The 26,081-nt window shown below is 64.1% G+C and carries 29 protein-coding genes, 1 pseudogene and 1 riboswitch; of the genes and pseudogenes, 16 read left to right on the plus strand and 14 right to left on the minus strand.

What is annotated here, in order from left to right:
- The first annotated feature begins 9 nt into the window (after nucleotides 1-9).
- Nucleotides 10-1,185, plus strand: a complete 1,176-nt coding sequence (locus OGR47_RS02980) for a lytic murein transglycosylase (protein WP_165051650.1) — start codon at nucleotides 10-12, stop codon at nucleotides 1,183-1,185.
- Between the two features lie 85 nt (nucleotides 1,186-1,270).
- Here the strand turns inward: OGR47_RS02980 and OGR47_RS02985 are convergent, their stop codons facing one another.
- Complete coding sequence (locus tag OGR47_RS02985; RefSeq protein ID WP_165051443.1) at nucleotides 1,271-2,431, minus strand: AI-2E family transporter; 1,161 nt, start codon at nucleotides 2,429-2,431, stop codon at nucleotides 1,271-1,273.
- 433 nt (nucleotides 2,432-2,864) lie between these two features.
- On the opposite strand from OGR47_RS02985, the gene OGR47_RS02990 reads away from it, so the two are divergent.
- The 4 genes from OGR47_RS02990 to lptA all read left to right on the plus strand — a co-directional run bounded on the left by OGR47_RS02990 (nucleotide 2,865) and on the right by lptA (nucleotide 5,181).
- Nucleotides 2,865-3,119: a hypothetical protein gene (locus tag OGR47_RS02990; protein WP_165051441.1), complete on the plus strand. Its 255-nt coding sequence runs from the start codon at nucleotides 2,865-2,867 to the stop codon at nucleotides 3,117-3,119.
- A gap of 70 nt (nucleotides 3,120-3,189) precedes the next feature.
- Nucleotides 3,190-3,804, plus strand: a complete 615-nt coding sequence (locus OGR47_RS02995) for a ribonuclease D (protein ID WP_165051438.1) — start codon at nucleotides 3,190-3,192, stop codon at nucleotides 3,802-3,804.
- A 47-nt stretch (nucleotides 3,805-3,851) separates the two neighbouring features.
- Nucleotides 3,852-4,628 (plus strand): LPS export ABC transporter periplasmic protein LptC, encoded by a 777-nt coding sequence (gene lptC, locus OGR47_RS03000; protein ID WP_165051436.1) that lies wholly within the window; start codon nucleotides 3,852-3,854, stop codon nucleotides 4,626-4,628.
- A gap of 7 nt (nucleotides 4,629-4,635) precedes the next feature.
- Entirely contained in the window at nucleotides 4,636-5,181 is a 546-nt protein-coding gene (gene lptA / locus OGR47_RS03005) for a lipopolysaccharide transport periplasmic protein LptA (RefSeq protein ID WP_165051434.1), read from the plus strand.
- Between the two features lies 1 nt (nucleotide 5,182).
- Here lptA and OGR47_RS03010 read toward each other — a convergent pair whose 3' ends face one another.
- Complete coding sequence (locus OGR47_RS03010; RefSeq protein WP_165051432.1) at nucleotides 5,183-5,680, minus strand: lytic transglycosylase domain-containing protein; 498 nt, start codon at nucleotides 5,678-5,680, stop codon at nucleotides 5,183-5,185.
- A gap of 309 nt (nucleotides 5,681-5,989) precedes the next feature.
- Between OGR47_RS03010 and OGR47_RS03015 the strand changes: the two genes are divergently transcribed.
- Together OGR47_RS03015 and OGR47_RS03020 are read left to right on the plus strand one after the other, a co-directional pair.
- Nucleotides 5,990-6,280, plus strand: a complete 291-nt coding sequence (locus tag OGR47_RS03015) for a DUF3175 domain-containing protein (protein WP_165051430.1) — start codon at nucleotides 5,990-5,992, stop codon at nucleotides 6,278-6,280.
- A 105-nt stretch (nucleotides 6,281-6,385) separates the two neighbouring features.
- Nucleotides 6,386-6,505, plus strand: a pseudogene (locus OGR47_RS03020) (type II toxin-antitoxin system Phd/YefM family antitoxin); the annotation flags it as partial.
- Nucleotides 6,506-6,709: 204 nt separating this feature from the next.
- On the opposite strand, the gene ettA reads toward OGR47_RS03020, so the two are convergent.
- On the minus strand, nucleotides 6,710-8,362 hold the full coding sequence (ettA, locus tag OGR47_RS03025) for an energy-dependent translational throttle protein EttA (RefSeq protein ID WP_165051428.1): 1,653 nt from the start codon (nucleotides 8,360-8,362) through the stop codon (nucleotides 6,710-6,712).
- 137 nt (nucleotides 8,363-8,499) lie between these two features.
- Nucleotides 8,500-9,183, minus strand: coding sequence for a hypothetical protein (locus OGR47_RS03030; protein WP_165051426.1), 684 nt, complete (start codon nucleotides 9,181-9,183; stop codon nucleotides 8,500-8,502).
- Nucleotides 9,184-9,433: 250 nt separating this feature from the next.
- Between OGR47_RS03030 and purD the strand changes: the two genes are divergently transcribed.
- The gene (gene purD / locus OGR47_RS03035; RefSeq protein ID WP_165051424.1) at nucleotides 9,434-10,714 is read left to right on the plus strand and encodes a phosphoribosylamine--glycine ligase; all 1,281 of its coding nucleotides are present in this window, start codon (nucleotides 9,434-9,436) and stop codon (nucleotides 10,712-10,714) included.
- Nucleotides 10,715-10,939: 225 nt separating this feature from the next.
- Here purD and OGR47_RS03040 read toward each other — a convergent pair whose 3' ends face one another.
- From OGR47_RS03040 to OGR47_RS03065, 6 genes are all read right to left on the minus strand, one after another.
- A complete protein-coding gene (locus OGR47_RS03040; protein WP_165051422.1) occupies nucleotides 10,940-11,386 on the minus strand; it encodes a hypothetical protein in 447 nt (148 codons plus the stop codon).
- 49 nt (nucleotides 11,387-11,435) lie between these two features.
- A riboswitch (Fluoride riboswitch) is annotated at nucleotides 11,436-11,497 on the minus strand.
- Between the two features lie 79 nt (nucleotides 11,498-11,576).
- Nucleotides 11,577-11,951: a fluoride efflux transporter CrcB gene (gene crcB / locus OGR47_RS03045; protein ID WP_165051418.1), complete on the minus strand. Its 375-nt coding sequence runs from the start codon at nucleotides 11,949-11,951 to the stop codon at nucleotides 11,577-11,579.
- 57 nt (nucleotides 11,952-12,008) lie between these two features.
- Nucleotides 12,009-12,617 (minus strand): TPM domain-containing protein, encoded by a 609-nt coding sequence (locus OGR47_RS03050; protein WP_165051416.1) that lies wholly within the window; start codon nucleotides 12,615-12,617, stop codon nucleotides 12,009-12,011.
- The gene (locus OGR47_RS03055) at nucleotides 12,617-13,435 is read right to left on the minus strand and encodes a TPM domain-containing protein (RefSeq protein WP_165051413.1); all 819 of its coding nucleotides are present in this window, start codon (nucleotides 13,433-13,435) and stop codon (nucleotides 12,617-12,619) included. The genes OGR47_RS03050 and OGR47_RS03055 overlap by 1 nt, the downstream gene beginning before the upstream one ends.
- A 1-nt stretch (nucleotide 13,436) precedes the next feature.
- The gene (locus OGR47_RS03060) at nucleotides 13,437-13,865 is read right to left on the minus strand and encodes a Fur family transcriptional regulator (protein ID WP_165051411.1); all 429 of its coding nucleotides are present in this window, start codon (nucleotides 13,863-13,865) and stop codon (nucleotides 13,437-13,439) included.
- A 45-nt stretch (nucleotides 13,866-13,910) separates the two neighbouring features.
- Complete coding sequence (locus OGR47_RS03065) at nucleotides 13,911-14,405, minus strand: hypothetical protein (protein WP_246729665.1); 495 nt, start codon at nucleotides 14,403-14,405, stop codon at nucleotides 13,911-13,913.
- 202 nt (nucleotides 14,406-14,607) lie between these two features.
- Here OGR47_RS03065 and OGR47_RS03070 point away from each other — a divergent pair, with 202 nt between their 5' ends.
- The 4 genes from OGR47_RS03070 (at nucleotide 14,608) to OGR47_RS03085 (ending at nucleotide 19,098) form a co-directional block, all read left to right on the plus strand.
- Nucleotides 14,608-15,846, plus strand: a complete 1,239-nt coding sequence (locus OGR47_RS03070) for an argininosuccinate synthase (protein WP_165051409.1) — start codon at nucleotides 14,608-14,610, stop codon at nucleotides 15,844-15,846.
- A 153-nt stretch (nucleotides 15,847-15,999) separates the two neighbouring features.
- Nucleotides 16,000-16,587, plus strand: coding sequence for a phosphatase PAP2 family protein (locus OGR47_RS03075; RefSeq protein ID WP_165051407.1), 588 nt, complete (start codon nucleotides 16,000-16,002; stop codon nucleotides 16,585-16,587).
- Nucleotides 16,588-16,887: 300 nt separating this feature from the next.
- Nucleotides 16,888-18,711: a translational GTPase TypA gene (gene typA, locus OGR47_RS03080; protein WP_165051404.1), complete on the plus strand. Its 1,824-nt coding sequence runs from the start codon at nucleotides 16,888-16,890 to the stop codon at nucleotides 18,709-18,711.
- Between the two features lie 141 nt (nucleotides 18,712-18,852).
- On the plus strand, nucleotides 18,853-19,098 hold the full coding sequence (locus OGR47_RS03085; RefSeq protein ID WP_165051402.1) for a DUF6496 domain-containing protein: 246 nt from the start codon (nucleotides 18,853-18,855) through the stop codon (nucleotides 19,096-19,098).
- A gap of 141 nt (nucleotides 19,099-19,239) precedes the next feature.
- Here the strand turns inward: OGR47_RS03085 and OGR47_RS03090 are convergent, their stop codons facing one another.
- Nucleotides 19,240-19,665: a DsrE family protein gene (locus OGR47_RS03090; protein WP_165051399.1), complete on the minus strand. Its 426-nt coding sequence runs from the start codon at nucleotides 19,663-19,665 to the stop codon at nucleotides 19,240-19,242.
- A gap of 73 nt (nucleotides 19,666-19,738) precedes the next feature.
- On the opposite strand from OGR47_RS03090, the gene OGR47_RS03095 reads away from it, so the two are divergent.
- Nucleotides 19,739-20,902 (plus strand): hypothetical protein, encoded by a 1,164-nt coding sequence (locus tag OGR47_RS03095; protein ID WP_165051397.1) that lies wholly within the window; start codon nucleotides 19,739-19,741, stop codon nucleotides 20,900-20,902.
- Nucleotides 20,903-21,049: 147 nt separating this feature from the next.
- Here the strand turns inward: OGR47_RS03095 and smbP are convergent, their stop codons facing one another.
- The gene (smbP, locus tag OGR47_RS03100) at nucleotides 21,050-21,397 is read right to left on the minus strand and encodes a small metal-binding protein SmbP (protein ID WP_165051395.1); all 348 of its coding nucleotides are present in this window, start codon (nucleotides 21,395-21,397) and stop codon (nucleotides 21,050-21,052) included.
- A 79-nt stretch (nucleotides 21,398-21,476) separates the two neighbouring features.
- A complete protein-coding gene (locus tag OGR47_RS03105; RefSeq protein WP_165051393.1) occupies nucleotides 21,477-22,499 on the minus strand; it encodes an RluA family pseudouridine synthase in 1,023 nt (340 codons plus the stop codon).
- 78 nt (nucleotides 22,500-22,577) lie between these two features.
- Between OGR47_RS03105 and OGR47_RS03110 the strand changes: the two genes are divergently transcribed.
- Nucleotides 22,578-23,939, plus strand: coding sequence for an NAD(P)/FAD-dependent oxidoreductase (locus tag OGR47_RS03110; protein WP_165051390.1), 1,362 nt, complete (start codon nucleotides 22,578-22,580; stop codon nucleotides 23,937-23,939).
- Here OGR47_RS03110 and OGR47_RS03115 read toward each other — a convergent pair.
- The gene (locus OGR47_RS03115) at nucleotides 23,867-24,340 is read right to left on the minus strand and encodes a DUF411 domain-containing protein (protein ID WP_206527435.1); all 474 of its coding nucleotides are present in this window, start codon (nucleotides 24,338-24,340) and stop codon (nucleotides 23,867-23,869) included. The genes OGR47_RS03110 and OGR47_RS03115 overlap by 73 nt on opposite strands.
- Nucleotides 24,341-24,464: 124 nt before the next feature.
- Between OGR47_RS03115 and OGR47_RS03120 the strand changes: the two genes are divergently transcribed.
- Together OGR47_RS03120 and OGR47_RS03125 are read left to right on the plus strand one after the other, a co-directional pair.
- Nucleotides 24,465-24,995 carry a Spy/CpxP family protein refolding chaperone gene (locus OGR47_RS03120; RefSeq protein WP_165051388.1) on the plus strand — a complete coding sequence of 177 codons (531 nt, stop codon included), beginning with the start codon at nucleotides 24,465-24,467 and terminating at the stop codon, nucleotides 24,993-24,995.
- A gap of 278 nt (nucleotides 24,996-25,273) precedes the next feature.
- Nucleotides 25,274-26,071 carry a creatininase family protein gene (locus OGR47_RS03125; RefSeq protein ID WP_165051386.1) on the plus strand — a complete coding sequence of 266 codons (798 nt, stop codon included), beginning with the start codon at nucleotides 25,274-25,276 and terminating at the stop codon, nucleotides 26,069-26,071.
- The last annotated feature ends 10 nt before the right edge of the window (nucleotides 26,072-26,081 follow it).

A 26,081-nucleotide genomic window follows, 5' to 3' on the forward strand; every position in this document is an offset into this window, starting at 1 on the left:
CCTTCCCGCATGAAGGCGAATCACCTCCTCCTGGCCTCGGCCGCGCTTCTCCTCCTTGCGGGTCCCGCCCGCGCGGAATGGTCTTCCTGTCTCTCGGGCCTGCGTCACGCGGCGGCGGGCGCAGGCGTCAGCCAGCAGACGATCGCATCGGCGACGAACGGCCTGGAGCCCAATGACGCCGTGAGCTTCATGGACAAGCAGCCGGAGTTCACGACCCCGGTCTGGGATTATGTCGCCGGCCTCGTCGACGAGGAGCGCGTCGAGGAAGGACGCGCGATGCTGCATAAAAACGGCCATGCGCTGCAGTCGGCGGAGGCGCATTACGGCGTCGACCCGGCGACCGTCGTCGCGGTGTGGGGCGTCGAGAGCGATTTCGGCAAGAGCTTCGGCAAGCGCCCGGTCGTGCAGTCGCTGGCGACGCTCGCCTGCGAGGCCCCGCGCCGCAACGATTATTGGCGCAAGGAATTCGTGGCCGCGCTCAAGATTTTGGACAGCGGCGACATTCGCGCCGACGAGTTCATCGGCTCCTGGGCCGGCGCCTTCGGCCACACGCAATTCATGCCGTCGACCTTCCTGGGCACGGCTGTCGATCTTGATGGCGACGGGCGTCGCAATATTGCGAGCTCGGCCGCCGACTCTCTGGGCTCCACCGCCAATTATCTCAGAAAGAGCGGCTGGCGCTCAGGCGAGCGCTGGGGCTTCGAAGTGCGTCTGCCCGATGGCTATTCCGGCCCCTCCGGCCGTAGCCATAAGCAGCCGATGTCCTTCTGGGAGTCGCGCGGAATCACTCGCCTCGACGGGAGCGGGCTGGGCGGCGGAACCGCGGGCCTGCTGCTGCCGGCGGGCCGCAACGGTCCGGCCTTTCTCGTGACCAAGAATTTCGACGCGGTCTATGCCTATAACGCGGCTGAATCCTACGCGCTCGCCATCTGCGTGCTCTCCGACCGGCTGCGCGGGCGTCCAGGCATTCAGACGCCCTGGCCCACGGATGATCCGGGCCTGTCGCGGGCGGAGCGGCGGGAGCTGCAGTCGCTTCTCATCCGCGCGGGCTATGAGGTCGGCGACCCCGACGGCGTGATCGGGACCAAGACGAAGGAAGCGATCGCCGACTATCAGGGCCGCGTCGGCCTGGCCCGCAACGGCAGGGCGAGTTTGAAGGTCCTGCAGGCGCTGCGCGGGCGCTGACAACGGACCGCGAAGCCTTCCGGCCGCCTGGCGCTGGGTTTCTCTGGGAAATGCGAGCCCTGAAGGCTCGCGCTCCAGGGTCTCTTTAAATGGCTTCCGCCCCTTTACGAGACGAAGACAAAAGCTGGGGCGCCTCCTCCTTGGCGGCGGCCTTTTCCGGCGTCGTCGAGGCGATTTCTTCCGCGACCCAGGCGCTCCCAACCTCCCAGACGACGGCGAGCACGACCGGCCCGACGAAAAGGCCGGCGACGCCGTGGGCGAGCACGCCGCCAATCACGCCGATGAAAATGATCGGGATCGGCGTCGAGAGCCCGTGTGCGAAGATGAAGGGCTTCAGCACATTGTCCATGTAATTGACGCTGAGCATGCAAATCGTCAGGCCAATCGCGCCGGGCGTTGAAAGATTCGTCCAGGCCCAGAAAACTACTGGCGCGACGATCAGCAGCGGCCCGATCTGAATAATGCCGAGCACCAGAATGGCGATGGACAGCAGATTGGCGCCCGGGACATTGGCAAGATACATGCCCAGGCCACCGATCACCGCCTGCATGATCGAGAGGCCCATCACGCCGCGCGAGACGGCGTTGATCGTGGCGCCCGCGAGGCTGAGATATTTTTCGCCGTTCGCCGGATCGATGCGCCGCGCCAAGGCCCGGATGCCGATCATGAGCTGGTTCGCATAGGCGAGCAAAAAGCCCGAGAGAATCACCGACAAAAGGAATTTCAGCGTGCCGACGCCGGCATTGCGGGCCATGTCCAACAGATATTCGCCGACAGGCTTGAGCTCCGGCAGGATCTGCGCGAGCGCGCTTTTGAGATTGGTCGAGGCGAGTTCCCAAAATGCGTGGATTTGCGCGCCGATGATCGGCCAGCTCTTGATCGATTCCGGCGGCGGCGGGACGGCAATGTCGCCATTATTCAAGCCGGCGATCACGCCTTTGACCGGGTCGATGACGCCGACGCCCATCCATGTCACGGGGCCGATGACCAGGAACAACGCTGCGGCGGTGATCAGCGCGGCGGCGATCGTGCTCCGGTCGCCGAGCCAGGACGAGAGTTTGTCGAAGAGGGGAAAGAGCGCAACGGCGACAACGACGCTCCAGACGATCATCGCCCCGAAGGGCTGGATGATGACGAAGGTCCAATAGATCAGGAAGCCGATCACGAAGAGCCGGATCGACAATTCGATGAAAATTGCGTTGAAACGCCCTTGGGCGGGATTGAAGATGTTCGTCTCGTCAGCCACGCGGTAAACCCTGTGATGTGCTGCGTCGCGGCGGAGAGTGGACGCGTGTTGCTCGTATGGCAAGGGGCGCCCGTTCCTTTTGACGGTAAACGCAGCGACCGCCTTTTTCCTCGCGCGGTCAACGCATTCGCCGCCGCGCCCCCGTCGCCGGTAAGCATAATAGGATATGTCGAAAACGAGCGGGGACGCCTCCGCAAAGCGAGGCCCGCGCGTGAAACGGCGTTTATTTCCCGCCTTCTCCGCATATCTGGCGCCGCGCTTCCGCCAATCCAATCGTTACAAAGCGCCTCAAATGCGGGTGGTCACGGCAACCACTGCGTTACGGGCGCATGATACCGCCGTGCACAGCTAACGTTGAGCCGAGGCTGCGATTGTTTCGCGGCCGATGAAAGTGGCTCACGGCATTCTCGTGACCGGACAGGAGCTATTTCGTATGGCAGAGATCGACGAGGCCGAGGCCGCCCATGGTCCCGAAAGCGATCTCGCAAAGCTGGAGCAGGCGCTGGTAGAAGCGCATTACCTCGGCCTGTCCTTGCGGGCGCTGGCCGGGAACCGCAACTTCCGCTATGCGGCGATTACCGTCTCTATCGCAGAATTGCTGATCGGCTGGGCTCGGTTCGTCGGAGAGCGCCTTCAGCAGGGCGAGAATCCATTCGTCGCGGACCCCGGCCCTCGCAGAAAGGAATAATGGCGGATTTTCGACATGCGCCGGCCTTTTCGAATAGGATGGGGAAAGTCTTCCTAACGAATCAGGCGCTATGACCATCAGACTGCACCAAGGCGACCTCCCGTCGGCGGCCGCGATATCGCCCATCGTCGCCATCGACACCGAAACGCTGGGCCTCAATCCGCATCGCGACCGGCTGTGTCTGGTCCAGCTTTCCTTCGGCGACGGCGACGCGGAACTGGTCCAGATCGCCAAGGGCCAGACCAGCGCGCCCAATCTGGTGCGGCTCCTCACCGACCCGAACGTGCTGAAGCTATTCCATTTCGGGCGGTTCGACCTGGCCATTCTCGCCAAGACCTTCGGCGTCATGCCGTCGCCGGTCTATTGCACCAAGATCGCCTCCAAGCTCATCCGCACCTATACCGATCGGCATGGTCTGAAGGATCTCGTACGTGAGCTGGCCGGCGTCGAGATTTCAAAGCAGCAGCAGTCGTCCGACTGGGGCGCGGCGACCCTGACGGACGCCCAGCAGGCCTACGCCGCCTCCGACGTGCTCTACCTGCATCAGCTCAAAGAGAAGCTCGATGCGATGCTGGCGCGCGAGGGGCGGACCGATCTCGCCCAGGCTTGTTTCGATTTCCTGCCGGCGCGCGCGCAGCTCGATATCGCGGGCTGGCCCGAGACGGACATCTTTTCCCATGAGTGAAGCGCCGGCGCCTCGAATTCGCCACCCCGCCGCCCGATGATCCAGGGATGAGCAACAGCGACGCCGCCGACGCGAGGCAGGCCCCGGCTCCTGGCGGCACTTCGTCGCCCGGGAAGGGCCGGCGCGCGCCTCCGCCGCCGCCGGGCGGCCGAGACCGGCTCGCCGCCCTGACCGCCCGCCGCGAAAGCGCCTTTCCCGAGGCCCTGCGCCATACAGCCCGCGTCACGCGGCTGCGGCGCTGGATTCTTTGGGGCGTCGGCGGCACGGTCGGCCTTGTTGCGCTCGGGCTCGTCGCAAGCTCCCTGCGTTTTTTGCCCATCGATCTCAGCCTGTCGCGCATCGCCCTCAAGGGCACGCGCATCGTGATCGAGACGCCAAAGCTCGTCGGTTATCGCAAGGACGGCAAACCCTACGAAATCCGGGCGCGGGTCGGCGTGCAGGACATTACGACGCCGGAGCTTTTTAATCTCGACGGCCTCGATGTGCGCGTCGAAACAGAGGGCGTAGCGCCCGTTGTGCTCACCGCGGCCAAGGCCCTCTATAGCGCGAAGGACGACCGCGCCGATATGAGCGGCGGCGTGGCCATCTTCGATAAGAAGAATTTCGACATGCGGATGGAGTCCGCCGCCATGGATTTCAGGGCGAGCATGATGACCTCGGATAAGCCGGTCACTCTCAAGATAGACGGCGGGCAGGTTGTTGCCGACTCGGTTGAGTTTGCGCAAAAAGAGCGCCGCGCGAGCTTCTCCGGCAATGTACGCTCTGTGCTTTACGGCGAGGACGGGCCGCCGGCCCAGGCAAGCGAGCCGCACGCGGCCCAGTGAGACAAGCATGAAACGTCAGACAATCTTTGCCGGCCTTGCCGCGCTGTTCATCGCCGCGTCGGCGGCGCCCGTCGCCGCCAAGGGCCGTTCGGGCGGCGTGCTACCAGGGGCCACCGCCAAGGACCCGCTCAATATTGACGCAGGGAAGCTCGACTATTTCGACCAGGAGCAGAAGCTCATCTATTCTGGCAGCGTGATCGTCACCAATGGCCCTTCGACGCTGAAGGCCACGCGCCTCACCATCTTCCTCGAGGGCAAGGGCGCGCCGGGCGGCGCGAACAGCAACGACCGCGTGAAGCATATCGAGGCCGACGGGCCCGTGACGCTCGTCTCGAAGGATCAAATCGGCACGGGCGACCACGGCAGCTACGACAAGGCCGAGAGCAAGGTCTATCTCTCCGGCAATGTGACGCTGACGCAGGGCGACAATATCGTGAAAGGCGACAGGCTCGTTTACGACGTGACGAGCGGGATGGCGACCGTGCAGGGCGGCAATGCGCAAGGCGGGCGGGTGCGCTCCACCTTCACGCCCGGTTCCGCCAAGGGGCAGTGACTCACTCCGGCGCCAGCGCTTCCTTATGGAGGAGGCCGAGCATGCCGCGCCGCTTGGCCTCGTAATAATAGCCGCCGGCGTAGAGCCGGATCGCGCGCGTTTCGCTCCCACCCGAGAGCTTATAGGCGTTGGCGAGATAAGGCACGGCGTAGGTGAGGTTGGTCTCGGCGTCGAGCAGCCCGTGCGCCGGGCCTGAATAGCCCATGCCCTTGGCGGTATCGTGCCGGATTTGCATCAAGCCCCAATAGGGGCCGTGGCGGGCGGCCGGATTGTAATTGCTCTCACGCCGCACCGAGCGATGGATGAGTGATTCGGGAATATCGTAGATCCGCGCGAAATGGGCGATGCGGGCGTGGAGCGCATCCTTGCCGGTCAGCGCCGTCTCCGGGCGGGGCTCATTGACGTAGGATTCTGGGGCGGAGGCGACTGGCGATTCCGTCTGGACGCATCCGGCGAGGACGAGAGCCGCCAAGGTCGCGGCACAGGTCATTGACTTCATTCAATACATTCCCTCGATGCGCCCCCGTGAATCTCAATCCGGCTAGCTCGCCACGTCGAGATGGCGAAATCGTGGCGGTAGGCGGGGAGCCTGTGGACAAGCTGAACGGCGGCCATGTGCGCGACCGCACCGTGGCTTAGTAAACAAAGCGTCATCTTGATCGTGTTCGTAGCAATTATTTCAGGGGCAAATCGAGGGGGCTCATGTTTTCAGGAGAAATTTCAGGGATATCGGCCCGGCCGCTCCTGGCGGTCGGGCCTTTCGATCCCGCCGGCGTCGACTAGCTTCTTCCTTCAAGGAAGAGGGCGAATGGCGCGCCGGGACGACAAGAAGGCTTACTGGTCGAACGAGGTCACGCGCCACAGCAATGCGCTCGATCTCGAACCGGGCGTCTTTACGCAAGATGACCCCGAGGAGATCGCTCAGTCGCTGAAACGGTCGGCGGAGGCGAGCACGCGCCGCAAGGCGACGCCATTTCGATCGGCTATGTCGATGCTCACCTTTTATATCAACCGCGCCGGCAAGGATTTGGCCCCGGAGCGGCGGCATGTCCTGGAGGCGGCGAAGGACAAGTTGCGCCAGGCGTTCGGGAGAAAGTAACCGGACGATCTGCGCGAGGCGGGCGCGACCCAGCTCAGGCGGACAATTGATGAAATCTTGGAAATGACCTATTTTCCGTCAAAATAGTCATTTTAGCGAGCGGCCATGTCGAGCTATCCGATTGCAAAAGCTAAGGAACAGCTGTCTCGCCTCGTAGATGAAGCATTGAGCGGCGAGACGGTGACCATTACGCGCCATGGCAAGCCGGTTGTGAAACTGCGACCAAGCTAATCCGATTTCGCAACCAAGCTCTCGGCGCAGGACGCTCTACATCTCGCGATCGCTTGTAACCGAGAGCATCATCTCGTGACTTTCGACCTGCGCCTCGCTGAGGCGGCGCGCGTAAAATCGGTCAGCATGGTTTTACCCGGCTAGCGCAGGAATTCGCTGAACGGGCAAGCGCGTGCCGCGCTCGCCGTCAGCGCAAGCTTACCTTGCAAACTTCTTGTATTTCAGCCGGTGCGGGATGACGCTGTCGATGCCGAGGCGGCGTTTCTTGTCTTCCTCGTAATCGGCGAAGTTCCCCTCGAACCACTCCACATGAGAGTCGCCCTCATAGGCGAGGATATGCGTGGCGATGCGGTCGAGGAAGAAGCGATCATGCGAGATGATGACGGCGCAGCCGGCAAAATCCACGAGGGCTTCCTCGAGCGCGCGCAGCGTGTCGACGTCGAGATCGTTGGTCGGTTCGTCGAGCAGCAGGACATTGGCGCCGCTCTTGAGCATTTTGGCGAGATGCACGCGGTTGCGCTCGCCGCCTGAGAGCTGGCCGACTTTTTTCTGCTGGTCGGAGCCCTTGAAGTTGAAGGCCCCGCAATAGGCGCGGGAGTTGATCTCGCGCTTGCCGAGATAGATCACCTCATTGCCTTCGGAGATCTCTTCCCAGACGGTCTTGTTGGCGTGCAACGCGTCGCGCGACTGGTCGACATAACCGAGCTGCACGCTGTCGCCGATCGCGATCGTTCCTTTGTCGGGCTTTTCCTGGCCCGTGATCATACGGAAGAGCGTGGTCTTGCCGGCGCCGTTCGGGCCGATCACTCCGACGATGCCGCCCGGCGGCAGTTTGAAGGAGAGATCGTCGATCAGGAGGTTTTCCCCGAACCCCTTGGTGATGTGCTCGAAGTCGATGACATTGCCGCCGAGGCGCTCCGCCACGGGAATGACGATCTGCGCGGTTGTCGGGGCCTTGTCGCTCTGCTTGGCGACGAGCTCCTCATAGCGCTGAATGCGCGCCTTGCTCTTCGCCTGGCGGGCCTTGGGCGAGGAGGCGATCCACTCGCTTTCGGCTTCGAGCGCGCGCTGCCGGGCCTTGTCTTCAGAAGACTCCTGCATGAGGCGCTTCTGCTTCTGCTTCAGCCAGCTGGTGTAATTTCCCTCGTAGGGAATGCCGCGGCCGCGATCGAGTTCGAGAATCCAGCCGGTGACATTGTCGAGGAAGTAGCGGTCGTGGGTGACGATCAGGATCGCGCCCGGATAATTGCGCAAATGTCCTTCGAGCCAGTTCACCGTCTCGGCGTCGAGATGGTTCGTCGGCTCGTCGAGCAGCAGCATGTCCGGCTGCTCGAGCAGCAGGCGGCAAAGCGCCACGCGGCGCCGTTCGCCGCCCGAGAGCTTGGTGACGTCGGCGTCGTCGGGCGGGCAGCCGAGCGCGTCCATGGCCTGATCGACCTGGCTGTCCAGGTCCCACAGGCCCTTGGCCTCGATCTCGTCCTGGAGCTTCGTCATCTCGTCGGCGGTCTCGTCAGAATAATTCATGGCGAGATCATTGTAGCGATCGAGAACGGCCTTCTTCTCGGCGACGCCGAGCATGACGTTGTCGCGCGCGGTGAGCGCCGCATCGAGATGCGGCTCCTGCGGCAGATAGCCGACGCGCGCGCCTTCGGCGACGAAGCCTTCGCCGGTGTATTCCTTGTCTATGCCGGCCATGATGCGCAGCAGGGTCGACTTACCCGCGCCGTTGACGCCGAGGACGCCGATCTTGGCGTCCGGGTAGAAGGAGAGATGAATATTGTCCAAGACCTTCTTTCCGCCAGGATAGGTCTTGGTGAGGCCCTGCATGTGGTAGATGAACTGGCGCGCCATATCGCCTCGCAACGAGAGAAGTTGGCGCCGTGTTTAGAGCATTTTCGCGCCCATGGGGAGGGGCTGCGCGCGGCCTGCATCGGCGGTTCATGATGAACTCCCGGTCGGGCGCTGGGCTCGACCGGGATGGCAGAGCGTCAAGGCGTCCGCATGAAGCCCATGACCGTCGCGCTGAGCGTGCTGCCGGTGAGGACGAGCGTGGCGCCCAAGGCGAGCAGCGCGCAGAGATTCAGCGTCAGATCGTTGACATTGCCGGCCAAGGCAAGAATCCCGAGCACGATTGCGGCCAGCCCCGCGAGCGCCTGCAACGCCGCCGAGCCCGAAGCCATTTCGCTTGCGAGCATTTCGCCGCCGATGAGCGACTGCCCCGACGTCATCGCCTGCATGCGCGAGGCGCGGCGCAGCAGGAAGAGATGCCAGACAGCGTTGCTGCTCAGGACGAGCGCCGTGCCGTAAGCGATGACGGCCACGGGCATGAGCACGCCCGAATTAATGCCCAGCAAGGCCAGAATGCCGAGCACGATGCCGGCAGCGCCGACCAGGAAGACGACCGCCAGGCTGTTGCCGCCGAACTGCTCGGCGGTAAAGCCTCTCGTCTCGGCGGGAAAGGCGATCTGCGCATATTCGGAGACCATGGCGCCGCCCTGGATGAGAAGCGCGACTCCGAAGACGATGGTCGCGATGGCAGTCATGTAGACGGGCGCGATATTGACCAGGCCGCAGACGGCCAGGACGATTGTCGCGACGCCGCCGATAGCGTCGATCAAGCCGCCGTAAGCGACCGCATTTTCATGCGTGGCGACCTCTCGGGTGATGGACATTTCTTTACTCCGGCCATGGCCCCCGGGGCCGGTAGCTAGCGCCATATTAAAGGCCAGCAAGCAGAGCGTTCCTTGCTGAAGGGCCATTGTTGCATTTTGTGCGGCGGGCGTCCTAAGCCGGCATTCATAGGCGGAGCAATGAAAGCCTGCTTAGGTTTCTTATTTTGCAGGATTAGCTGCGGAAAACCGGTTTCCACTTTTCCGCAATCCTGCTTAGAAGCGAGCGTTGGTTCAAACGGGCGGAGCGCGCATGAACATTCTTCTCATCGGATCGGGCGGTCGCGAGCACGCTATCGCCAATGCGCTGGCGAAGAGCCCGCTGCTCACCCGCCTATATATCGCGCCCGGCAATCCGGGGACCGAGCGGGTGGGCGAGAATATCGATCTCGACGCCGGGGATCACGGCGCGGTTATCCGCTTCTGCCGCGAGATGGGAATTGCGCTCGTCGTGGTGGGGCCGGAGCAGCCCTTGATCGGCGGGCTCGTGGACGCGCTGGCGCGCGCCGAAATTCTGGCCTTCGGGCCGACGCAGGCGGCCGCGCAGCTCGAGGGCTCCAAGGGCTTCACCAAGGATCTCTGCCGCGAATATGGCATTCCCACCGCGGCCTATGAGCGCTTCGCCGACAAGGACAAAGCGCTTGCCTATCTGCGCGAGAAGGGCGCGCCCATCGTCGTGAAGGCCGATGGCCTCGCAGCGGGCAAGGGCGTCGTCGTGGCGCAGACGCTGGAGGAGGCCGAGCGCGCCGTGGAGGCGATGTTCGCGGGGCTCTTCGGCCGTTCGGGCGCCGAGGTGGTGGTTGAGGAATTCCTCGAAGGCGAGGAGGCGTCCTTCTTCGCGATTTGCGACGGGGCCCGCGCGGCGCCTTTCGCCACGGCGCAGGACCACAAGCGCGTCGGCGACGGCGATACGGGGCCGAACACCGGCGGCATGGGCGCTTATTCCCCGGCCTCCGTCGTGACGCCGGATATCGAGCGCCGCGTCATGGCGGAGATCATCGAGCCCACGATGCGCGCCATGCAGGAGAAGGGCGCGCCCTTTACCGGGGTGCTCTACGCCGGATTGATGCTGACGACGGAGGGGCCGAAGCTCATCGAATACAACAACCGCTTCGGCGATCCGGAAGCGCAGGTCATCCTGCCGCGACTGGAGGATGATTTGCTGTCGATCATGCTCGCCGCAGCGCGCGGGGCGCTCCCCGAGGCGCGCCCGCATTTCTCCGACCGCGTGGCCCTCGCCGTGGTGCTCGCGGCGAAGGGCTATCCAGGCACGCCTTTGACCGGCTCGGAAATTCGCGGCGTCGCAAACGCTGAGGCAATGGCGGACGTCATCGTCACGCACGCCGGCACGCGCCTGGAGGGCGAGCGGCTGCTTGCTGCGGGCGGCCGCGTGCTGAATGTCACCGCGCTCGGCGAAAGCGTCTCGGAGGCGCAGGCCAAAGCCTATGCGGCGGTCGATGCCATCCAATGGCCGGGCGGCTTTTGCCGTCGCGATATCGGCTGGCGCGAGGTCGCGCGGGAGCAGCGCTGCTGATTGATCAGCGAGTTTAGAGCAAACCCGCTCGCATTGGGGATTGTCATTCCCGGCGGGCTGAAAGCCCGACCGGGAATCCAGAGCCACAAGAGCACTGATTCTGCTCTGGATTCCCGATCGCTCGCGCTTTGCGAGCGTCGGGAATGACGGAGGAATATTCGAGAGGTCTATATCACACAGCGGTGCAACGCCGCGTCGTCGCAGCGCTCACCGTCCGCCGCCTTCTTATTCGAAGTTCATCTGGAAGGTGGTGATGGTGCGGTCGAAAGAGTCGACAGGGATATAGCAGAAGGCGTTAGTGGCGACCGGCGCTTCCTTGCAGTGCGAATGGTTGCCGTCCCATTCGTAGCCGGCTTCCTTCATGCAGCCCGTGATGGCGCGGTGTAGGATCGACGGATCGGCGCCCTGGCGCGCTTCGGGATGGGCGCTTTCCGCATCGAGCTCGCAAAGAGAGGTTTTGAGTTGCTGCTCTTTGAGGAAGCCGACGGAGCTGCCGTAAAGGATGATCTCCAGCGCGCCGAGAATCAGCGCGCCTCCGGCAAGAGAGGCCACCGCGTAGCGGGCGTCCTTGAGAAAGCGGATGTTGATGAAATAAAGACCGCCCGCAGCCAGAAGGCCGCAACCGATAATGAGGGCGAAGGGAACGAGAAAGACGGCGAGGTCTTGGTTCATAACAATACTCCTCCTTCTTGCACCGGCGATCGATCAGATCGCGGTCACGACAAAAGCAGGAGTCATCAGCCTTTCCGGCGGTTAAGGGGGCACCCCATCCCCTCGGCGCGGCGATTGTCTCGCCCACGCTCAATGCGAGTGACCTTAGCCTCGATTCCGGCGCAGCGTCAATCGCTCCGAACTAAGTCAATTACGAAAATTGCCGCAGGAGCCATAGGCCGGTGATCAGCCCCGCCACGGACAGGCCAACCGACGCGGCCACATAGAGAGTCGCCACCGCCATCTCGCCGCGTTCATACAGCAAAACGGCCTCCAGCGAGAAGGTCGAGAAGGTCGTGAAGCCGCCGAGGATGCCGGTCGTGAGGAACAGGCGCCACTGCTGGGGAGAGTCGCCCTTCAAGGCGAAATAGCCGATGATCGCGCCCATCAGGGCCGAACCCAGGACGTTGATCGCCAGGGTCCCGAAGGGAAAACTCGAGCTGGTCACGCGAGCGACCAGCAGGTTGACCCCGTGACGCGCGGCGGCGCCCAATCCTCCGCCGAGAAAGACGATGAGAAAGCCCATAGCGACCACGTCTCCAGATGCATGCGAAAAATCCGTGGTCGCAATAACAGCTCAGGTTCAACTCACATAGACCTTATCCGGCAGTTCGTCGCCTTCTTCTCCGGGGGGCGCGGCGCGTGCGAGCAGGCGTGCGCATTCGTCGATCGTTACGACGAAACCTTCCGCGCAGCGGCGTTGCGCGAGGCAGGTCAGCAAGGGCTCGAGCGCCGCCTTCCATTCCGCGTCGGAGATTTTACCGTTCAGTCCCTCGTCGGCGATGATGCGGGCGTAATGCTCAGCGAAGGAGACGAAGATCAGCACGCCCGTGCGGCCTTTGGTGCCCGATATGCCCCGGGAAAAAAACTGCTCGATCGCCACCCGCTCGGCGCGGCGCTTCTTGACGAGGCGCGGGGTGAGCGCAAGCCGGATCGGCGGCCAGGAGACGATGAGCGCCGAAACGATGAAGACGCCGATCTGCGCGGCGTAGATCGTCTTGGCGGAAAGATCAGTGAATTCGGCGAGCGGCCAGGGCGAGACGAGCGCGAAAAAGGCGGCCCAGAGCGGCGGCACATAGGCGTAGTCCGATGCGCGGCGCGCCAAAGCGCAGACGATTTCGCCGGAGGTTTTCTGCTCCGCCTTGCCGATTGCCTGGGCGATTGCGTCGAGGTCTTGCTCCGTCAGCAGCATCACCAATCTCCCGAGGCGCCGCCGCCGCCGGACGAGCCGCCGCCGCCCGAGAAACTGTCGAAGCCGCCGCCGTCGCCGCCGCCCCACGAAGAGCCGCCGCCAAAAGAGCCGCCGTCGCCCCAGTCGCCGCGGCTCGGCGGCAGGATGACGATCGGCGGGCCGCCGCGGCGATAGTGGCGGTAATCCTTCGGACGTCCGGCGCTTCGCGCCATCATGATGAAGATGAAAACGAAGAGCGCGAAGATGAGCAGGGGAAGAAGTTCGTCGACCATCGAGGGCGCAGGCGCAGCCTTCTTCACCCATTCCGCCGAGTCGCCGCTCAGGATTTCGATGATCCCTTCGACGCCGCGCTCGATCCCGGCGCCATAGTCGCCCGCCTTGAATTTCGGCGCGACGGCGCTGGCGAGGATCACCTTGGAGAGCGCGTCGGTCAGCGTGCCTTCCAGCCCATAGCCGACCTCGATGCGCATTTTGCGCTCGCTGGGCGCCACGAGGAAAAGGACGCCATTGTTCTTTTTGGCTTCGCCCAGCTTCCAGGCGCGAAAGAGGCCGTTGGCGTAGGTCTCGATGTCATAGCCGTCGAGCGTCTTGATTGTCGCGACGACGAGCTGGATGCTGGATTTGTCTTCGAGGTCCTTGAGCTTCGTTAGCAGGCTGGCGCGCGTCGCCTCGGGGATGACGCCGGCCTGATCGACGATGCGGCCGGTGAGCGCCGGATAATTCGGGGCGGCCAAGGCCAGCGCCGCGAAAAGGCAGAAGACGAAGACGAGAAAGCCCCGCAGCACCAAGGTCCGAGACGCAAGGGCCGGCGCGTTCATGTCAGGCGCCGGCGCAGCGGGCGCAGCGGCCGGCGATCTCCACGACGCGCGTGCGCGCCTTGAAGCCCGCTTCGCTGGTGAGCGCGGAAAGCTCGCGGGCGAGGCCGGGCGAGGTCGCCTCTTTCACCTCGCCGCATTCCTCGCAAATGAGAAACACCACCGGCTCCTCGGCGCCGTGGCAATGGCCGCAGACGACGAAGGCGTTCTTGGATTCGAGCCGATGCGCCAGGCCATTGTCGAGGAGAAAAGCGAGAGCGCGATAGACCGAGACGGGGGCCGGCCGCTTGCCGTCTGCGCTCGCCATGAGATCGATCATCTCATAGGCGCCGACGGGCCGGTTGGCTTCGACGAGAATGTCGAGCGCGCGACGGCGCGCGGGGGTGAGCCCCGCGATGGTTTTGGCCGTATCTTGCGGCGGATGGCTGCTCATGACGTCATTGTAGCGGCCCGCCGGGCGAAAGACGAGGCCGCGCCGTCACGGCTTGGCGCAGGCCGCGACGAATTTCGTCACCTTCTCGGCGGCGCCCTTCAGCGGCGCAGTCTGTTTGGAGGGACCGACGACCGCGACCAATGTCTCGCCCGTCGCCATCGCTTCGAAGATGGGGTCATTCGCCGGCAGCCGCCCTTCGAAGCTCGGCACGCCCGCTTCTTCATTCGGCAAAAGCTTGCCCGCGATTTTCGTCTGAACGTCGCCGATGGAAAGCGCCGCTGTGGCGCTCTTGCCGGGTTTGAGCTTCTCGCTCGTCTCGGAGACGAAGAAGGTCACGACGCCGCTCTTGGGCTTGCAGCGAAAGGCGCCGAAGCTGTCGTCCGTCTCGGGAACGCCGTAGTTGAGAAAGATCAAGTCTGGCTTCTTTTCCTCAAGACCCGAGAGGGTCCAAACCCGCTCGTCCTTGGCGGGCGCCGGGGCGCAGAGAATGAAAAAAGCGCAATTGGCCAGGGCAAATCTTGCAAGCGAGTTCCTGATCACGGGCTTCTCCTGGAGAGGGAAGGCAGAAACGGAAGCCTAGCGCAGTTCGACCCGCCTCGCTTGTGCTCTTTCGCACACCAAAGATCGCGGCTTCTGTCATCCCAAGCGGGCCGCTGACCACTCGCAACCCCAGGCCCAACGCTTGCGCGCGGCGGCGGCGGGCTTATAACGGCGCCGACCAAGCACCAATACCGAGCCCGACATGACCCGCGCCAAAAAAGACATCAAGAAGGTCGTCCTCGCCTATTCCGGCGGCCTCGACACCTCCATCATCCTCAAATGGCTGCAGACGACCTATGGCGCGGAGGTCGTCACCTTCACGGCCGATCTCGGCCAGGGCGAGGAACTGGGCCCGGCGCGCGACAAGGCGCTGCTCCTCGGCGTGAAGCCCGAGAACATCTTCATCGAGGATCTGCGCGAGGAATTCGTGCGCGACTATGTCTTTCCGATGTTTCGCGCCAACGCCGTCTATGAGGGGCTCTATCTGCTCGGCACCTCCATCGCCCGTCCGCTGATCGCGAAAAAGCAGATCGAGATTGCGAGACAGATGGGGGCGGACGCCGTTTGCCACGGCGCGACCGGCAAGGGCAACGACCAGGTGCGCTTCGAGCTCGGCTATTACGCGCTGGAGCCGGACATCACCGTGATCGCGCCCTGGCGCGAATGGGATTTCCATTCCCGCACCGATCTCATCGCCTTCGCCGAGGCGCATCAGATCCCGATCGCCAGGGACAAGCGCGGTGAGGCGCCTTTCTCCACCGACGCGAACCTGCTGCACACCTCCTCCGAGGGCAAGGTGCTGGAAGACCCGGCGCAGGAGACGCCGGACTACGTCTATTCGCGCACCGGCCATCCCGAGGAGGGGCCGAACGAGCCGCAATATGTCACCATCGATTTCGAGAAGGGCGACGCGGTCGCGGTCGATGGCGTCGCGCTGACGCCGGCGGCGCTGCTCGCCAAGCTCAATGAGCTGGGCCGCCAGCACGGCATTGGCCGGCTCGATCTCGTCGAGAACCGTTTCGTCGGCATGAAGTCGCGCGGCATGTATGAGACGCCCGGCGGCTCGATCCTGCTCGTCGCCCATCGTGGCATAGAGAGCATCACGCTCGACCGCGGCGCGGCGCATCTCAAGGACGAGCTGATGCCGCGTTATTCTGAGCTGATCTACAACGGCTTCTGGTTCTCGCCCGAGCGCGAGATGCTGCAGGCCGCAATCGACAAGAGCCAGGAGCTCGTCACCGGCCGCGTGCGGCTGAAGCTCTACAAGGGATCGGCGACGCTCGTCGGCCGCGAGAGCCCGTGGTCGCTCTACGACCAGGATCTCGTGACCTTTGAGGAGGGCGGCACCTACGACCAGCGCGACGCCGAAGGCTTCATCAAGCTCAATGCGCTGCGGCTGCGCACGCTCGCCAAGCGCGCGGCGCGCGGGGCGAAGAAGTAATCAGACGAAGATAAGGCGGGCGCCTTCCCCCTTAGGGGAGGGCGCAGCGCATTCGGCGACGCGCTGCCGGCTCAAGGGTAGCGCGCGAAGCCAATAAATCGCCCGATAGTTTTTATGTAAGTCGCACGCCCGCAATTCTTTCGAGGCTCGTCAGTGACTGCGTCCAGGCTTCTGGTCTTTTTCACGCCCTTCGGCGCATCGAACCTCGTCTTGTCCGCCTGCGTCGGACTCGCCGCCGGGCTGTGGCTCGTCGGCCTGCGGCGGCCGGCCGCCGCTTTCATCTTTTCCGCCGGCCTGTGCGCGGCGCTGATCTCGGTGGGCAAGATCGTCTTCACCGCCATCCATGGTTTTGGAGAGCTTTACAGCCCCAGCGGGCATGCGGCGCTGGCCTGCTTCTTCTTCTGCTCGTTCGGCAGAATGGCGCAGACGACCCGGTCCCCGGCGGGTTACCTTTTTGCCGCCGCGTCCTGGTCGGTCGCTTTATTGGTGTTCTTCAATCGCTTCCTCGTGGGCGGCCACACTTTTCCCGATGCGGTCGTCGGCGCGTCGGTCGGACTGGCGTGTTCGGTTTTGTTTTTCCGTCTCGCCGGCCCGTTCGACGTCAAGGCGCGCCTCCAGGCGGTCGCGCCGACGCTCGCCTTCACGGCCTCCGTCGCCAGCTATCTCGCTTTCGGCGCGAATATTTCGGAGCGCGCCTTGATGGAGGCCGCCTTCTGGCTCAGGGCAAATCTTGGCCTGTAGCGCGACGACTTATTCGCTCGCGGCGGCGACCGCCACTCTATTTCGCTGGAAGGGAGGCCGCCAACGAAAGGGGAGCATCGCGAGCCGCTCCCCATCGTAGTGGCGGGGCCCATCCAGGGTAGGAAATGAGCTAAACCCACGCTTGGAGCCCCCCAAGGCGCCCCTGCCTCGCCCTTTTCTATTCCCTTCGCCGCCCCGCTCCTGTAAAAGCCGCCGCATCGCAACATAAGTCGCCGCCGCGTCTTCCGGGCCAGTTCAAGCCTGACGGAACGGGTCGCGGCTGTTTAATCGAAAGCCGCCATGCAGCTGCGCAATATCGCCATCATCGCCCACGTCGACCACGGCAAGACCACGCTCGTCGACCGCCTCCTCCAGCAGTCGGGCGCTTTCCGCGAGAACCAGCGCGTCGCCGAGCGCGTGATGGATTCGAACGATCTCGAAAAAGAGCGCGGCATCACGATCATGGCCAAGGCCACGTCCATCACCTGGAAGGATGTGCGCATCAACATCGTCGACACGCCCGGCCACGCCGATTTCGGCGGCGAGGTGGAGCGCATTCTCTCCATGGTCGATGGCGCCATCGTGCTGGTGGACGCTGCCGAAGGCCCGATGCCGCAGACGAAATTCGTCGTCGGCAAGGCGCTCAAGATCGGCCTCAAGCCCATCGTCTGCGTCAACAAGGTCGACAAGCCGGACGCGCGCGTCTCGGAAGTCGTCAACGAGGTCTTCGATCTCTTCGCTGCGCTCGACGCCACCGACGAGCAGCTCGACTTCCCGATCATCTACGGCTCCGCCAAGCAGGGCTGGATGGCCGAGGAGCCGACCGGCCCGCAGGACGGCATGGCCCCGCTGTTCGATCTCGTGCTCAAGCATGTGCCGGAGCCCACGGTCGAAGAAGGCGGCTTCCGCATGCTCGGCACGCTGCTCGAAGCGAACCCCTATCTCGGCCGCATCATCACCGGCCGCGTCTTCGCCGGCAGCGTGAAGCCGAACCAGGCCGTGAAGGTGCTCGACCGCACCGGCAAGGTCGTCGAGCAGGGCCGCGTCTCGAAGATTCTCGCTTTCCGCGGCATCGAGCGCCAGCCGATCGACGAGGCGGAAGCCGGCGACATTGTCGCCATTGCGGGCCTCGAAAAGTTCAACGTCGCCGACACGCTTTGCGCGCTCGAGGTCAACGAGCCGCTGCAGGCGCAGCCGATCGATCCGCCGACGCTGTCCATGACCTTCCTCGTCAATGACTCGCCGCTCGCGGGCACGGAAGGCGACAAGGTCACGAGCCGCATGATCCGCGCGCGACTGATGAAGGAGGCCGAAGGCAATGTCGCCTTGCGCGTCGAAGACGCGCCGATGGGCGACGCCTTCATCGTCTCTGGCCGCGGTGAATTGCAGCTTGGCATTCTGATCGAGACCATGCGCCGCGAGGGCTTCGAGCTGGGCGTCTCGCGTCCCAAGGTCGTCTTCAAGAAGGGCGAGGGCGATGAAATTCTCGAGCCCATCGAGGAGGTCGTCATCGACGTCGACGAGGAGCACTCCGGCGTCGTCGTGCAGAAGATGGCCGAGCGCAAGGCCGAAATGATCGAGATGCGCCCGTCCGGCGGCAATCGCCTGCGCCTCGTGTTCCACGCGCCGACGCGCGGCCTCATCGGCTACCAGGGCGAATTGCTCACCGACACGCGCGGCACGGCGATCATGAACCGCCTGTTCCACAGCTACGCGCCTTATAAGGGCGAGATTCAGGGCCGCCGCAATGGCGTGCTGATCTCGAACGATCAGGGCGAGGCCGTGGCTTACGCGATGTGGAAGCTGGAAGATCGCGGCCCGATGATGATCGAGCCGGGCTGGAAGGTCTATCGCGGCATGATCGTCGGCGAGCACACGCGCGACAATGATCTCGAGATCAATGTGCTCAAGGGCAAGCAGCTCACCAACATCCGCACGCAATCGAAGGACGAAGCGGTGCGCCTGACGCCGCCGATCCAGATGACGCTCGAAAAGGCGCTGGCCTATATCGAGGACGACGAGCGCGTGGAAGTGACGCCGAAGTCGATCCGCCTGCGCAAGGTCTATCTCGATCCGAACGACCGCAAGAAGTTCGGCAAGGCGAAGGCCGCGCTGGTGGAGTGAGGGGCAGCTTAGGGGCGGGGCGCGCGCTGCGCCTTGCCCCGCCGCCGATTAGCTCGACAAAGCGCCTGCGTCTCGGGCGCGGAAGAGAACGCCCGCCTATCCCATGCGTTCAATCAGCGTTCCTTGCACGGGAGCGCTGTCATGCCCAAGCAATCGCCAGAACAGAAGAAAACCGTGAGCCGCGTCATGCACGAATACAAGCATGGCGAACTCGAGAGCGGCACAGGCAAAGAGGTGAAAAACCCCAGGCAGGCGATCGCCATCGCCCTGCATGAGGCCGGCGCCTCCAAGGAGGAAACCCCGCAAAAGAACGCAGAGAACCTCCGCAAGACCAAGGCGAAGGAACGCAGCGGCAAGACGGCTGAGGCGCGAAAGGACGGCGGTTAGCTTCTCTGTCATCCTCGACGCTCGCAAAGCGAGCGATCGGGGATCCAGGGCAACCCGCGCTATCTTGGCTCTGGATTCCCGATCAGGCCTGCGGCCTGTCAGGAATGACAAGTCCCAATGCCAGTCGTTCAAACCATCTTGTTACGGCCGAATGTAGAGATAGCCGTCGCGCTGCAATTCCGCGAGACGGACCGTGCCGGCTTCGACGATCTGAAAGCCGGGCGTTAAATCCTTTTCTTCCATATTGTGCCCGCGCAAGGCGACGGCGCAGATGTAGGGCGTCATCCCACGCTTCGAGAGACCCGCGAAGCGCTCCTGCGTGACGCCCGACCCCTCGCGATGGAACGCGCGGACGGCGGGGCCGTGCACGACGAGGGCGAGAGTCGTCGGGCCGGCTGCGTGCTCATAATGCACGCGCATATTGTGCAGGACGAAGTCGGCCTTCTCGAAATTCGAGAGATGATAGACCACCTTCATCGGCGCGCGTTCCTCGCCCGCCGCCCGCGCAACGCCGAACCAGCCGGTCGCCGCCACTAAAGCCCCCTGAAAAACGCCGCGTCTATCCATGTGCGCCAGCCCTCATGCGAGAAAAGAAAACTATGGCATAGTCCGTGAAACGTCAGAAGCTGGGGAGGGGCGCGTGCGATTTTTAAGATTTGTCGTGGCGATGAGCGCGGCGGTTGTGTCCTTTGTCGCTCGTGCCGACGAGCCCTCGCGTATCGAGAAGATGATCGCCACGCAGGGCAAGCTCTGCTTCGCGAGGGTCTATGACGGCGCCCATCTCGCCGCGCATCCGCGCCAGAAGGTCGAGCGGCTGTTTTTCATGATCGGCAAGGACAAGGCCGCGACCTATTGGGAGGACCCCAATCTGCGCCACAGCGAGGAAAGCCCGCATAAGCACGCCAATCCGGAAGCGGACGCCTCCAACCGCGACACGACCCATGTCGCGGCGCTCGTCACCCTTCGCGGCGCCAAGAAGCCGGAGAACGTCTCAGGCTGGTGCTACAAAAACGATTACGACAACAAGTCGAAAGCCAGCCTGCAATGCGGCGGCGAATGCGATCGCCATATCGGCGGGCTCCGAGCGGAGGACGATGCGCATATGATCTTGGATGGGGTGGGAGCCGACCTTCTGATGGATCCCGAGGAAGGGGAGTCGGATAGCGCCGCAACGAAGCTCGGCTCCGACGATAGAAGCTTCCGTCTGGAGCAGAGGCCGATCGAGGAATGCGTTGCGGAGGCGAACAAGACCAATTCGCCCTATGCCCGCCTGGGTGCGCCGCTGCGCGAGCGGCTCACGCCCGAGGTTCCGTTTTGCTATGGCCGCGATTACTCGGCCGAGCATCTGGCCTCGCATCCGCAGCAGCAGACGGTTTCCGTGCGCGTGTGGCGTGACGAAAAGCAAATCGATGCGGACCGCGCGAAAAAGCTGTTGCCCGACTGGCCGGACGGCGCGAGCGTCTCGGCTTCGGTGACGACGCGAAAGAACGGCAAGCCTGCGACGCTGAAATATAGCTGCACGCCATTCGAGGATCAGTGGGAATGCAGCGCCACCTTCTGCAAGACGGGCAGTGAGGCGGATTGCGCGCCGCAAGACATCGAGAACGCCAAGGCCACAGGCTGCACAACCGGCGAGTCGCGCACAATCTATCTGCGGCGCGGCGAGAAAGGCGTGATGACGCTCGGCGCCCCCAATATGGGCCTGCAGCTCGAAGCCTATTGCGGGCAAGAGAAGAAGACGCAGAGCGACGACAAGGTCTATCGTCTGGAGTCCATGCCGCTCTCAGCTTGCGAGGGGCGTTAATGCGAGCGGATTCTCTCACGTGGTTCACTGTCATTCCCGACGCCCGCAAAGCGGGCGATCGGGAATCCAGGGCAAACCAACGCTGTTTTGGCTCTGGATTCCCGATCGGGCCTCCGGCCCGTCGGGAATGACCCACCGCAGGTCACGTCACTTCACCGCTTCGAACTGCTCCAGCGCGAGTTCCGCCTGTTCGGTCGCCTTGGCAATGCGTTTATCGGAGTTCGTGCCTTTGGCAAGCTTCACCGCCTTGCGCATGAGCTTGATGCCCTTGCGGATCTCGTCGACGGGCGTCTGCCAGACGGCGCTGCGGGCGCGGTCGATCGCTTCGTCGGCGTGCTCGACGAAAGAGCCGGCCTGAAGCTGCTTGCCCGCCGCAATGGCTTCCTTGGTTTCGGCAATCGCGTCCTCAAGGTAAGCGGGGTCGGCGACGGCCGGTTGCGCGAAGACTCCGATGCCCATGCTCAAAGCAATGATGGTTAACCAGCGCGACAACATTCTTTGCCCTCCTCGAGCGGCGATGTCTGGAAATGCGTTTCGCTAATAGCGCTTATTTTTGCCTCGGCCTCAACCGCGCTCAAATCTGTTCGAGCGCCGCCATCAATGCGACGAGGTCCTGCGGCAGGTCGCTCTCGAACATCATCTCCTCGCTCGTGATCGGATGTTCGAAGCCGAGCGTCGCCGCGTGGAGCGCCTGGCGGCCGAGCCTTTCCACCGCCGTGCGCGCCTCTTCGGGGAGCTTAGCGACCTTGGTCTTGAAGCCCGCGCCATAGGTCGCGTCGCCGATCAGCGGATGGCCGATATGCGACATATGAACGCGGATTTGGTGCGTGCGACCTGTTTCGAGCTGGCAGCGGATCAGCGACGCGACGCCATAATCGGCGATCTTTTCCCAATGGGTGATCGCCTCGCGTCCCCGCGACTCCGGCACAACGGCCATGCGCTCGCGCTGGATCGAATGGCGGCCGAGATAGGTTTCGATCGTCCCATGCGCGCGGTCGGGGACGCCCCAGACGAAGGCGAGATATTCGCGCGTGAGCGAGAGCGTGCGGCCATGGTCGGCGAAAAGCGCCGAGAGGCCATGATGCGCAGCGTCGGTTTTGGCGACAACGAGCAGGCCTGTCGTGTCCTTGTCGATGCGATGCACGATGCCGGGCTTCTTCACGCCGCCGACGCCCGAAAGGCTTTCCCCGCAATGGGCGATGAGGGCGTTGACCAGCGTGCCGCTCTCATGTCCGCTCGCGGGATGCACGACGAGCCCCGCCGGCTTGTCGATGACGATGAGATGCGCGTCCTCATAGACGATATTGAGCGCGATATCCTCGGCCTGGGGTTCGGCGGGGGCGGGCGGCGGCACGTCGAGCGTCACGGAGTCGCCAGCCGACAGCTTCTTTGCCGGATCATTTATCGCTGCGCCGCGAAGCGTGACGCGCCCTTCCTCGATCAGCGCCTTGATGCGGCTGCGGGAGAGATGCGCCGCGACGAGCTCCGGCCGTTCCGCCAGATAGCGATCGAGCCGCCCACCGCTCTCGCCTTCGCTGACGAAAAAGTCGAAGCGTTCGCCTTCTGCGTCATTTTGCTGAATTTCATCCGCCGTCATATAAAGTTTACTTCCGCTTGCTGGGGGCCCGTGCTAACTGGGGCGCGACAAAACGCCGGTCAAGAAGCGTGACAAGAGATGGGACAAATCCATCCCCGATTCGCATTTTCCGCCGCCGTTCGCGTGGAGGCCGCTCACATTAACGCCGCCGCCGCTCCGTTCTGCGCTGTGATCGGCGCCGGGCCCGCCGGGCTTTTCGCCGCCGAGATGCTCGCCCGCGCTGGCGCGCGCGTGGTCATCTATGAGCACAAGCCGAGCCCCGCGCGCAAATTTCTCATGGCTGGCCGTGGCGGGCTCAATATCACGCATAGCGAAAATCTCGAGCGATTCATCTCGCGCTACGGCGCGGCGGCGAAGCGCCTCGGGCCATATGTGCGGGCTTTTCCGCCCCAGGCGCTTCGCGATTTCTGCGCCGAGCTCGGCGAGGCGACTTTCGTCGGCAGCAGCGGCCGCGTCTTTCCGGCGAGCTTCAAGGCGTCGCCTTTGCTGCGTGGCTGGCTCGGGCGCCTCGCCCAGCTCGGCGTGACCATTGCTTTGCGTCACTCCTTCCTGGGCTTTGCCCAAGACGGGACTCTACGGCTGAGAGGTCCTGACGGACATGAAGTCTCCCGGGCGGCCGGCGCCGTGGTGCTGGCGCTGGGCGGCGCCTCCTGGCCGAAGCTCGGCTCCGAGGGGGGCTGGGTCGGCCTCTTGAAAGCCACAGGGATCGAGGTGACGCCGCTATCAGCGGCAAACAGCGGCGCGCTTGTCCGTTGGAGCCCGATCTTCCGCGCGGATTTCGAGGGCCAGCCGATCAAGACCGTCCTGCTCCGCCATGGCGAGGCGACGGCGCGCGGCGATATGGTCGTGACGGCCAAGGGGCTCGAGGGCGGGCCGGTCTACGCGCTCTCCTCGCGCCTGCGCGAGGCGACGACAAAGGGCGCGACGGCGCTTCTCGTTGATCTGCGCCCCGACACCAGCCAAGTCTGCCTTGCCCGCAAGCTGTCGCGTCGTCCGCCGAAACAGTCTCACGCGACCTTCCTGCGCCGCGCCGGCTTCTCAAAGGCCGAGATCGGCCTGCTGCGCGAGGCGCAGCCGGAGGGCTTGCCGCGAGACGCCGAGGCCCTGGCCACGCTGATCAAGAACGCGCCGCTCACGGTCACAGGAGTCGCCGGGCTGGAGCGCGCCATTTCAACGGCGGGCGGCGTCGTCTTCGAGGAACTCGACGCCGACCTCATGCTCAAGAAAATGCCGGGCGTCTTCCTTGCGGGGGAAATGCTCGACTATGACGCGCCGACGGGCGGCTATCTGCTTCAGGCGGCTTTCGCCACGGGGCGCGCCGCGGGCAGGGGCGCCGCCCGCTATCTGGGCTTGCTAGGCGTGGCCGATCAGGCGGGCTTATCGCCGAGCCATTTGCCGAATTCGCGCGCGCCCGAGGCGTCGAACAAATACAGCGTATAAAGCTCCGGCGGACCCATCTCCATGCCCGGCGAGCCCATCGGCATGCCGGGCGCGGCGACGCCCGTGATCTTCGGGCGGTCTTTCAGCAGCTGGACGACGGCCTGCGGCGGCACATGGCCTTCGATGACGTAGCCGTCCAGCTCGGCGGTGTGGCAGGAGGCCATTTGCTCCGGCACGCCGAGCCTGGCTTTCACGGCGCTCATGTCGGGCTCTTTGATCTCTTCCACAACAAATCCCGCCGCCCGCATGCGCTCGGCCCAGCCGCCGCAGCAACCGCAGGTCGGGCTCTTGTGCACGATCATCTTCTTGCCGTCCTCCGCGCGCGCGGCGCCGGAGAGAAGCGCGCCAGCGGCGGCGCCGAGAAAGAGCGTCGCCTGACGACGCGACAATTTGAGCGGCACGGTCGGAGTCCTTCGTCTGGTTGGGTTTCAAGCTGAAGATAGCGCGACATTACCGAACTTTAAATTGCCGAGCGCCGGCTGAGACGAAACAATCCGCGACGTGGACAGTCATTTAGGACATATCATGCGTCGTTCTCTTCTTGTTATCGTCACGGCCCTGACTCTCTGCGGCGCGACCGCCGTCGCGCAAGCGGCGAACGCCGAGCCATTCGTTCGCCCCCACCACGTTTCCGTGCAGGACATCGCCGCCTTTGCCGATGCCCGCATCGCCGCATTAAAGGCGGGTCTCCAACTCAAGCCCGATCAGGAGAAGAACTGGCCTGCGCTGGAGACGGCGCTGCGCGAGATCGCCAAGACCCGCGTCGCCCATTTCGAGGAATGGCGCGACAAGGCGCCGCCCTCTCTCGAATCGGATCCCCTCGGCGCCCTGCGCCAGCGGGCGCAACATATGGCCGCACGCGCCGGCGAATTGGATAAGGTCGCCGCCGCCGCCAAGCCGCTCTACGACAATCTCGACGAGGCGCAGAAGCGCCGCTTCGGCGCGCTCGTCCACGCGGCGATCAAAACGCATATGGGCCACATGGGCGGCCACATGGGTGGCGTGGAGCATATGGGCGGCAGGGGACCGGGAGAGTTCGGCGCCGGTCTGGATTGATTGGCGAAAGGCGTCTGAAGACGCGCGCATACTGCTGACAAAGTGGCGTTGACGCCCCTCGTGCTTCAAGACGCCTGCTGCGCAGGCTCCTCAGCATGAGGGTCCTCTGCATCTGCGCCGAACACTTAGGCCTCATCCTGAGGAGCTCGCGTCTCGAAGGACGAGGCCGCCTCGCAGGTTTGTCAACAAACCGAGCGCGTCTGAAGACGCGCGGTCCAATTCACGGAGCGCGAGCCTTCAGGCTCGCATTTTCACCGCAACCGGGCTTTAATCGGCCCATGCTGCCCTCTTGCTTCTGGTCCGAGCTTTCCCTGCGCGACATACGCGCGCATGACATGTCTGGCGTCATCGCCGTGCTGCCCATCGCCGCCGTCGAGCAGCATGGGCCGCATCTGCCGCTCGGCGTCGACGCCATGATCATGGAGGGGTGCATCGAGCGCGTCGCGGCGCGTCTGCCCGAAGACCTCGACGCCGTCTTCCTGCCGATGCAGAGCGTCGGCGTCTCGCTCGAGCATCGCGACTTCCCCGGCTCCTTATGGCTGTCGCACGAGACGGCCTCTCGAATGCTCCTCGACATCGCCGAAGGCGTCGCGCGCGCCGGCGTGAAGAAGCTCGTGCTGATGAATTCTCATGGCGGCAATTCGGCGCTGATCTCCACCGTCGCGCTCGACTTGCGGGCGCATTTCGGCCTTCTCGCCGTCACCTGCTCCTGGGCGCGCTTTGGCTATCCCGACGGGCTCTTCTCGGCGCAGGAGCAACGCCACGGCATTCATGGCGGCGAGATCGAGACCTCGCTCATGCTCGCCTTCCGGCCCGAATTGGTCGACATGGGGCGCGCCAAGAACTTCCCGCCGGCGACGCTCGATTTCGAGCGCGACTTCGCCTGGCTGCGCGCCGATCGGCCGGCGGGCTTCGGCTGGCTGACGCAGGATCTGTCGCCCTCGGGCGCCATGGGCGACGCCTCCCGGGCGACGGCCGAAAAGGGCGAGGCGACGGCGGATTATTGGGCGACGGCTTTCATCGAATTGCTGCGCGATGTGGAGGCTTTCGATCTCGCGCGCCTGAAGAACGAATAGCGGCGTCACG

It is taken from the genome of Methylocystis sp. MJC1 (assembly GCF_026427715.1).
Taxonomy (GTDB): domain Bacteria; phylum Pseudomonadota; class Alphaproteobacteria; order Rhizobiales; family Beijerinckiaceae; genus Methylocystis.

Excerpts from the sequence above, each read along its gene's own strand:
- OGR47_RS03085 (WP_165051402.1), top strand. The coding sequence starts at position 18,853 with ATGCCCAAGCAATCGCCAGAACAGAAGAAAACCGTGAGCCGCGTCATG.
- OGR47_RS03120 (WP_165051388.1), top strand. The coding sequence starts at position 24,465 with ATGCGTCGTTCTCTTCTTGTTATCGTCACGGCCCTGACTCTCTGCGGC.
- OGR47_RS03030 (WP_165051426.1), bottom strand. The coding sequence starts at position 9,183 with ATGTCCATCACCCGAGAGGTCGCCACGCATGAAAATGCGGTCGCTTAC.
- OGR47_RS02990 (WP_165051441.1), top strand. The coding sequence starts at position 2,865 with ATGGCAGAGATCGACGAGGCCGAGGCCGCCCATGGTCCCGAAAGCGAT.
- purD (WP_165051424.1), top strand. The coding sequence starts at position 9,434 with ATGAACATTCTTCTCATCGGATCGGGCGGTCGCGAGCACGCTATCGCC.
- ettA (WP_165051428.1), bottom strand. The coding sequence starts at position 8,362 with ATGGCGCGCCAGTTCATCTACCACATGCAGGGCCTCACCAAGACCTAT.
- OGR47_RS03090 (WP_165051399.1), bottom strand. The coding sequence starts at position 19,665 with ATGGATAGACGCGGCGTTTTTCAGGGGGCTTTAGTGGCGGCGACCGGC.
- OGR47_RS02980 (WP_165051650.1), top strand. The coding sequence starts at position 10 with ATGAAGGCGAATCACCTCCTCCTGGCCTCGGCCGCGCTTCTCCTCCTT.
- OGR47_RS03050 (WP_165051416.1), bottom strand. The coding sequence starts at position 12,617 with ATGCTGCTGACGGAGCAAGACCTCGACGCAATCGCCCAGGCAATCGGC.
- OGR47_RS03070 (WP_165051409.1), top strand. The coding sequence starts at position 14,608 with ATGACCCGCGCCAAAAAAGACATCAAGAAGGTCGTCCTCGCCTATTCC.
- OGR47_RS03105 (WP_165051393.1), bottom strand. The coding sequence starts at position 22,499 with ATGACGGCGGATGAAATTCAGCAAAATGACGCAGAAGGCGAACGCTTC.
- OGR47_RS03015 (WP_165051430.1), top strand. The coding sequence starts at position 5,990 with ATGGCGCGCCGGGACGACAAGAAGGCTTACTGGTCGAACGAGGTCACG.
- lptC (WP_165051436.1), top strand. The coding sequence starts at position 3,852 with ATGAGCAACAGCGACGCCGCCGACGCGAGGCAGGCCCCGGCTCCTGGC.
- typA (WP_165051404.1), top strand. The coding sequence starts at position 16,888 with ATGCAGCTGCGCAATATCGCCATCATCGCCCACGTCGACCACGGCAAG.
- OGR47_RS03110 (WP_165051390.1), top strand. The coding sequence starts at position 22,578 with ATGGGACAAATCCATCCCCGATTCGCATTTTCCGCCGCCGTTCGCGTG.
- smbP (WP_165051395.1), bottom strand. The coding sequence starts at position 21,397 with ATGTTGTCGCGCTGGTTAACCATCATTGCTTTGAGCATGGGCATCGGA.
- OGR47_RS03010 (WP_165051432.1), bottom strand. The coding sequence starts at position 5,680 with ATGAAGTCAATGACCTGTGCCGCGACCTTGGCGGCTCTCGTCCTCGCC.
- lptA (WP_165051434.1), top strand. The coding sequence starts at position 4,636 with ATGAAACGTCAGACAATCTTTGCCGGCCTTGCCGCGCTGTTCATCGCC.
- OGR47_RS03125 (WP_165051386.1), top strand. The coding sequence starts at position 25,274 with ATGCTGCCCTCTTGCTTCTGGTCCGAGCTTTCCCTGCGCGACATACGC.
- OGR47_RS03040 (WP_165051422.1), bottom strand. The coding sequence starts at position 11,386 with ATGAACCAAGACCTCGCCGTCTTTCTCGTTCCCTTCGCCCTCATTATC.
- crcB (WP_165051418.1), bottom strand. The coding sequence starts at position 11,951 with ATGGGCTTTCTCATCGTCTTTCTCGGCGGAGGATTGGGCGCCGCCGCG.
- OGR47_RS03055 (WP_165051413.1), bottom strand. The coding sequence starts at position 13,435 with ATGAACGCGCCGGCCCTTGCGTCTCGGACCTTGGTGCTGCGGGGCTTT.
- OGR47_RS02995 (WP_165051438.1), top strand. The coding sequence starts at position 3,190 with ATGACCATCAGACTGCACCAAGGCGACCTCCCGTCGGCGGCCGCGATA.
- OGR47_RS03060 (WP_165051411.1), bottom strand. The coding sequence starts at position 13,865 with ATGAGCAGCCATCCGCCGCAAGATACGGCCAAAACCATCGCGGGGCTC.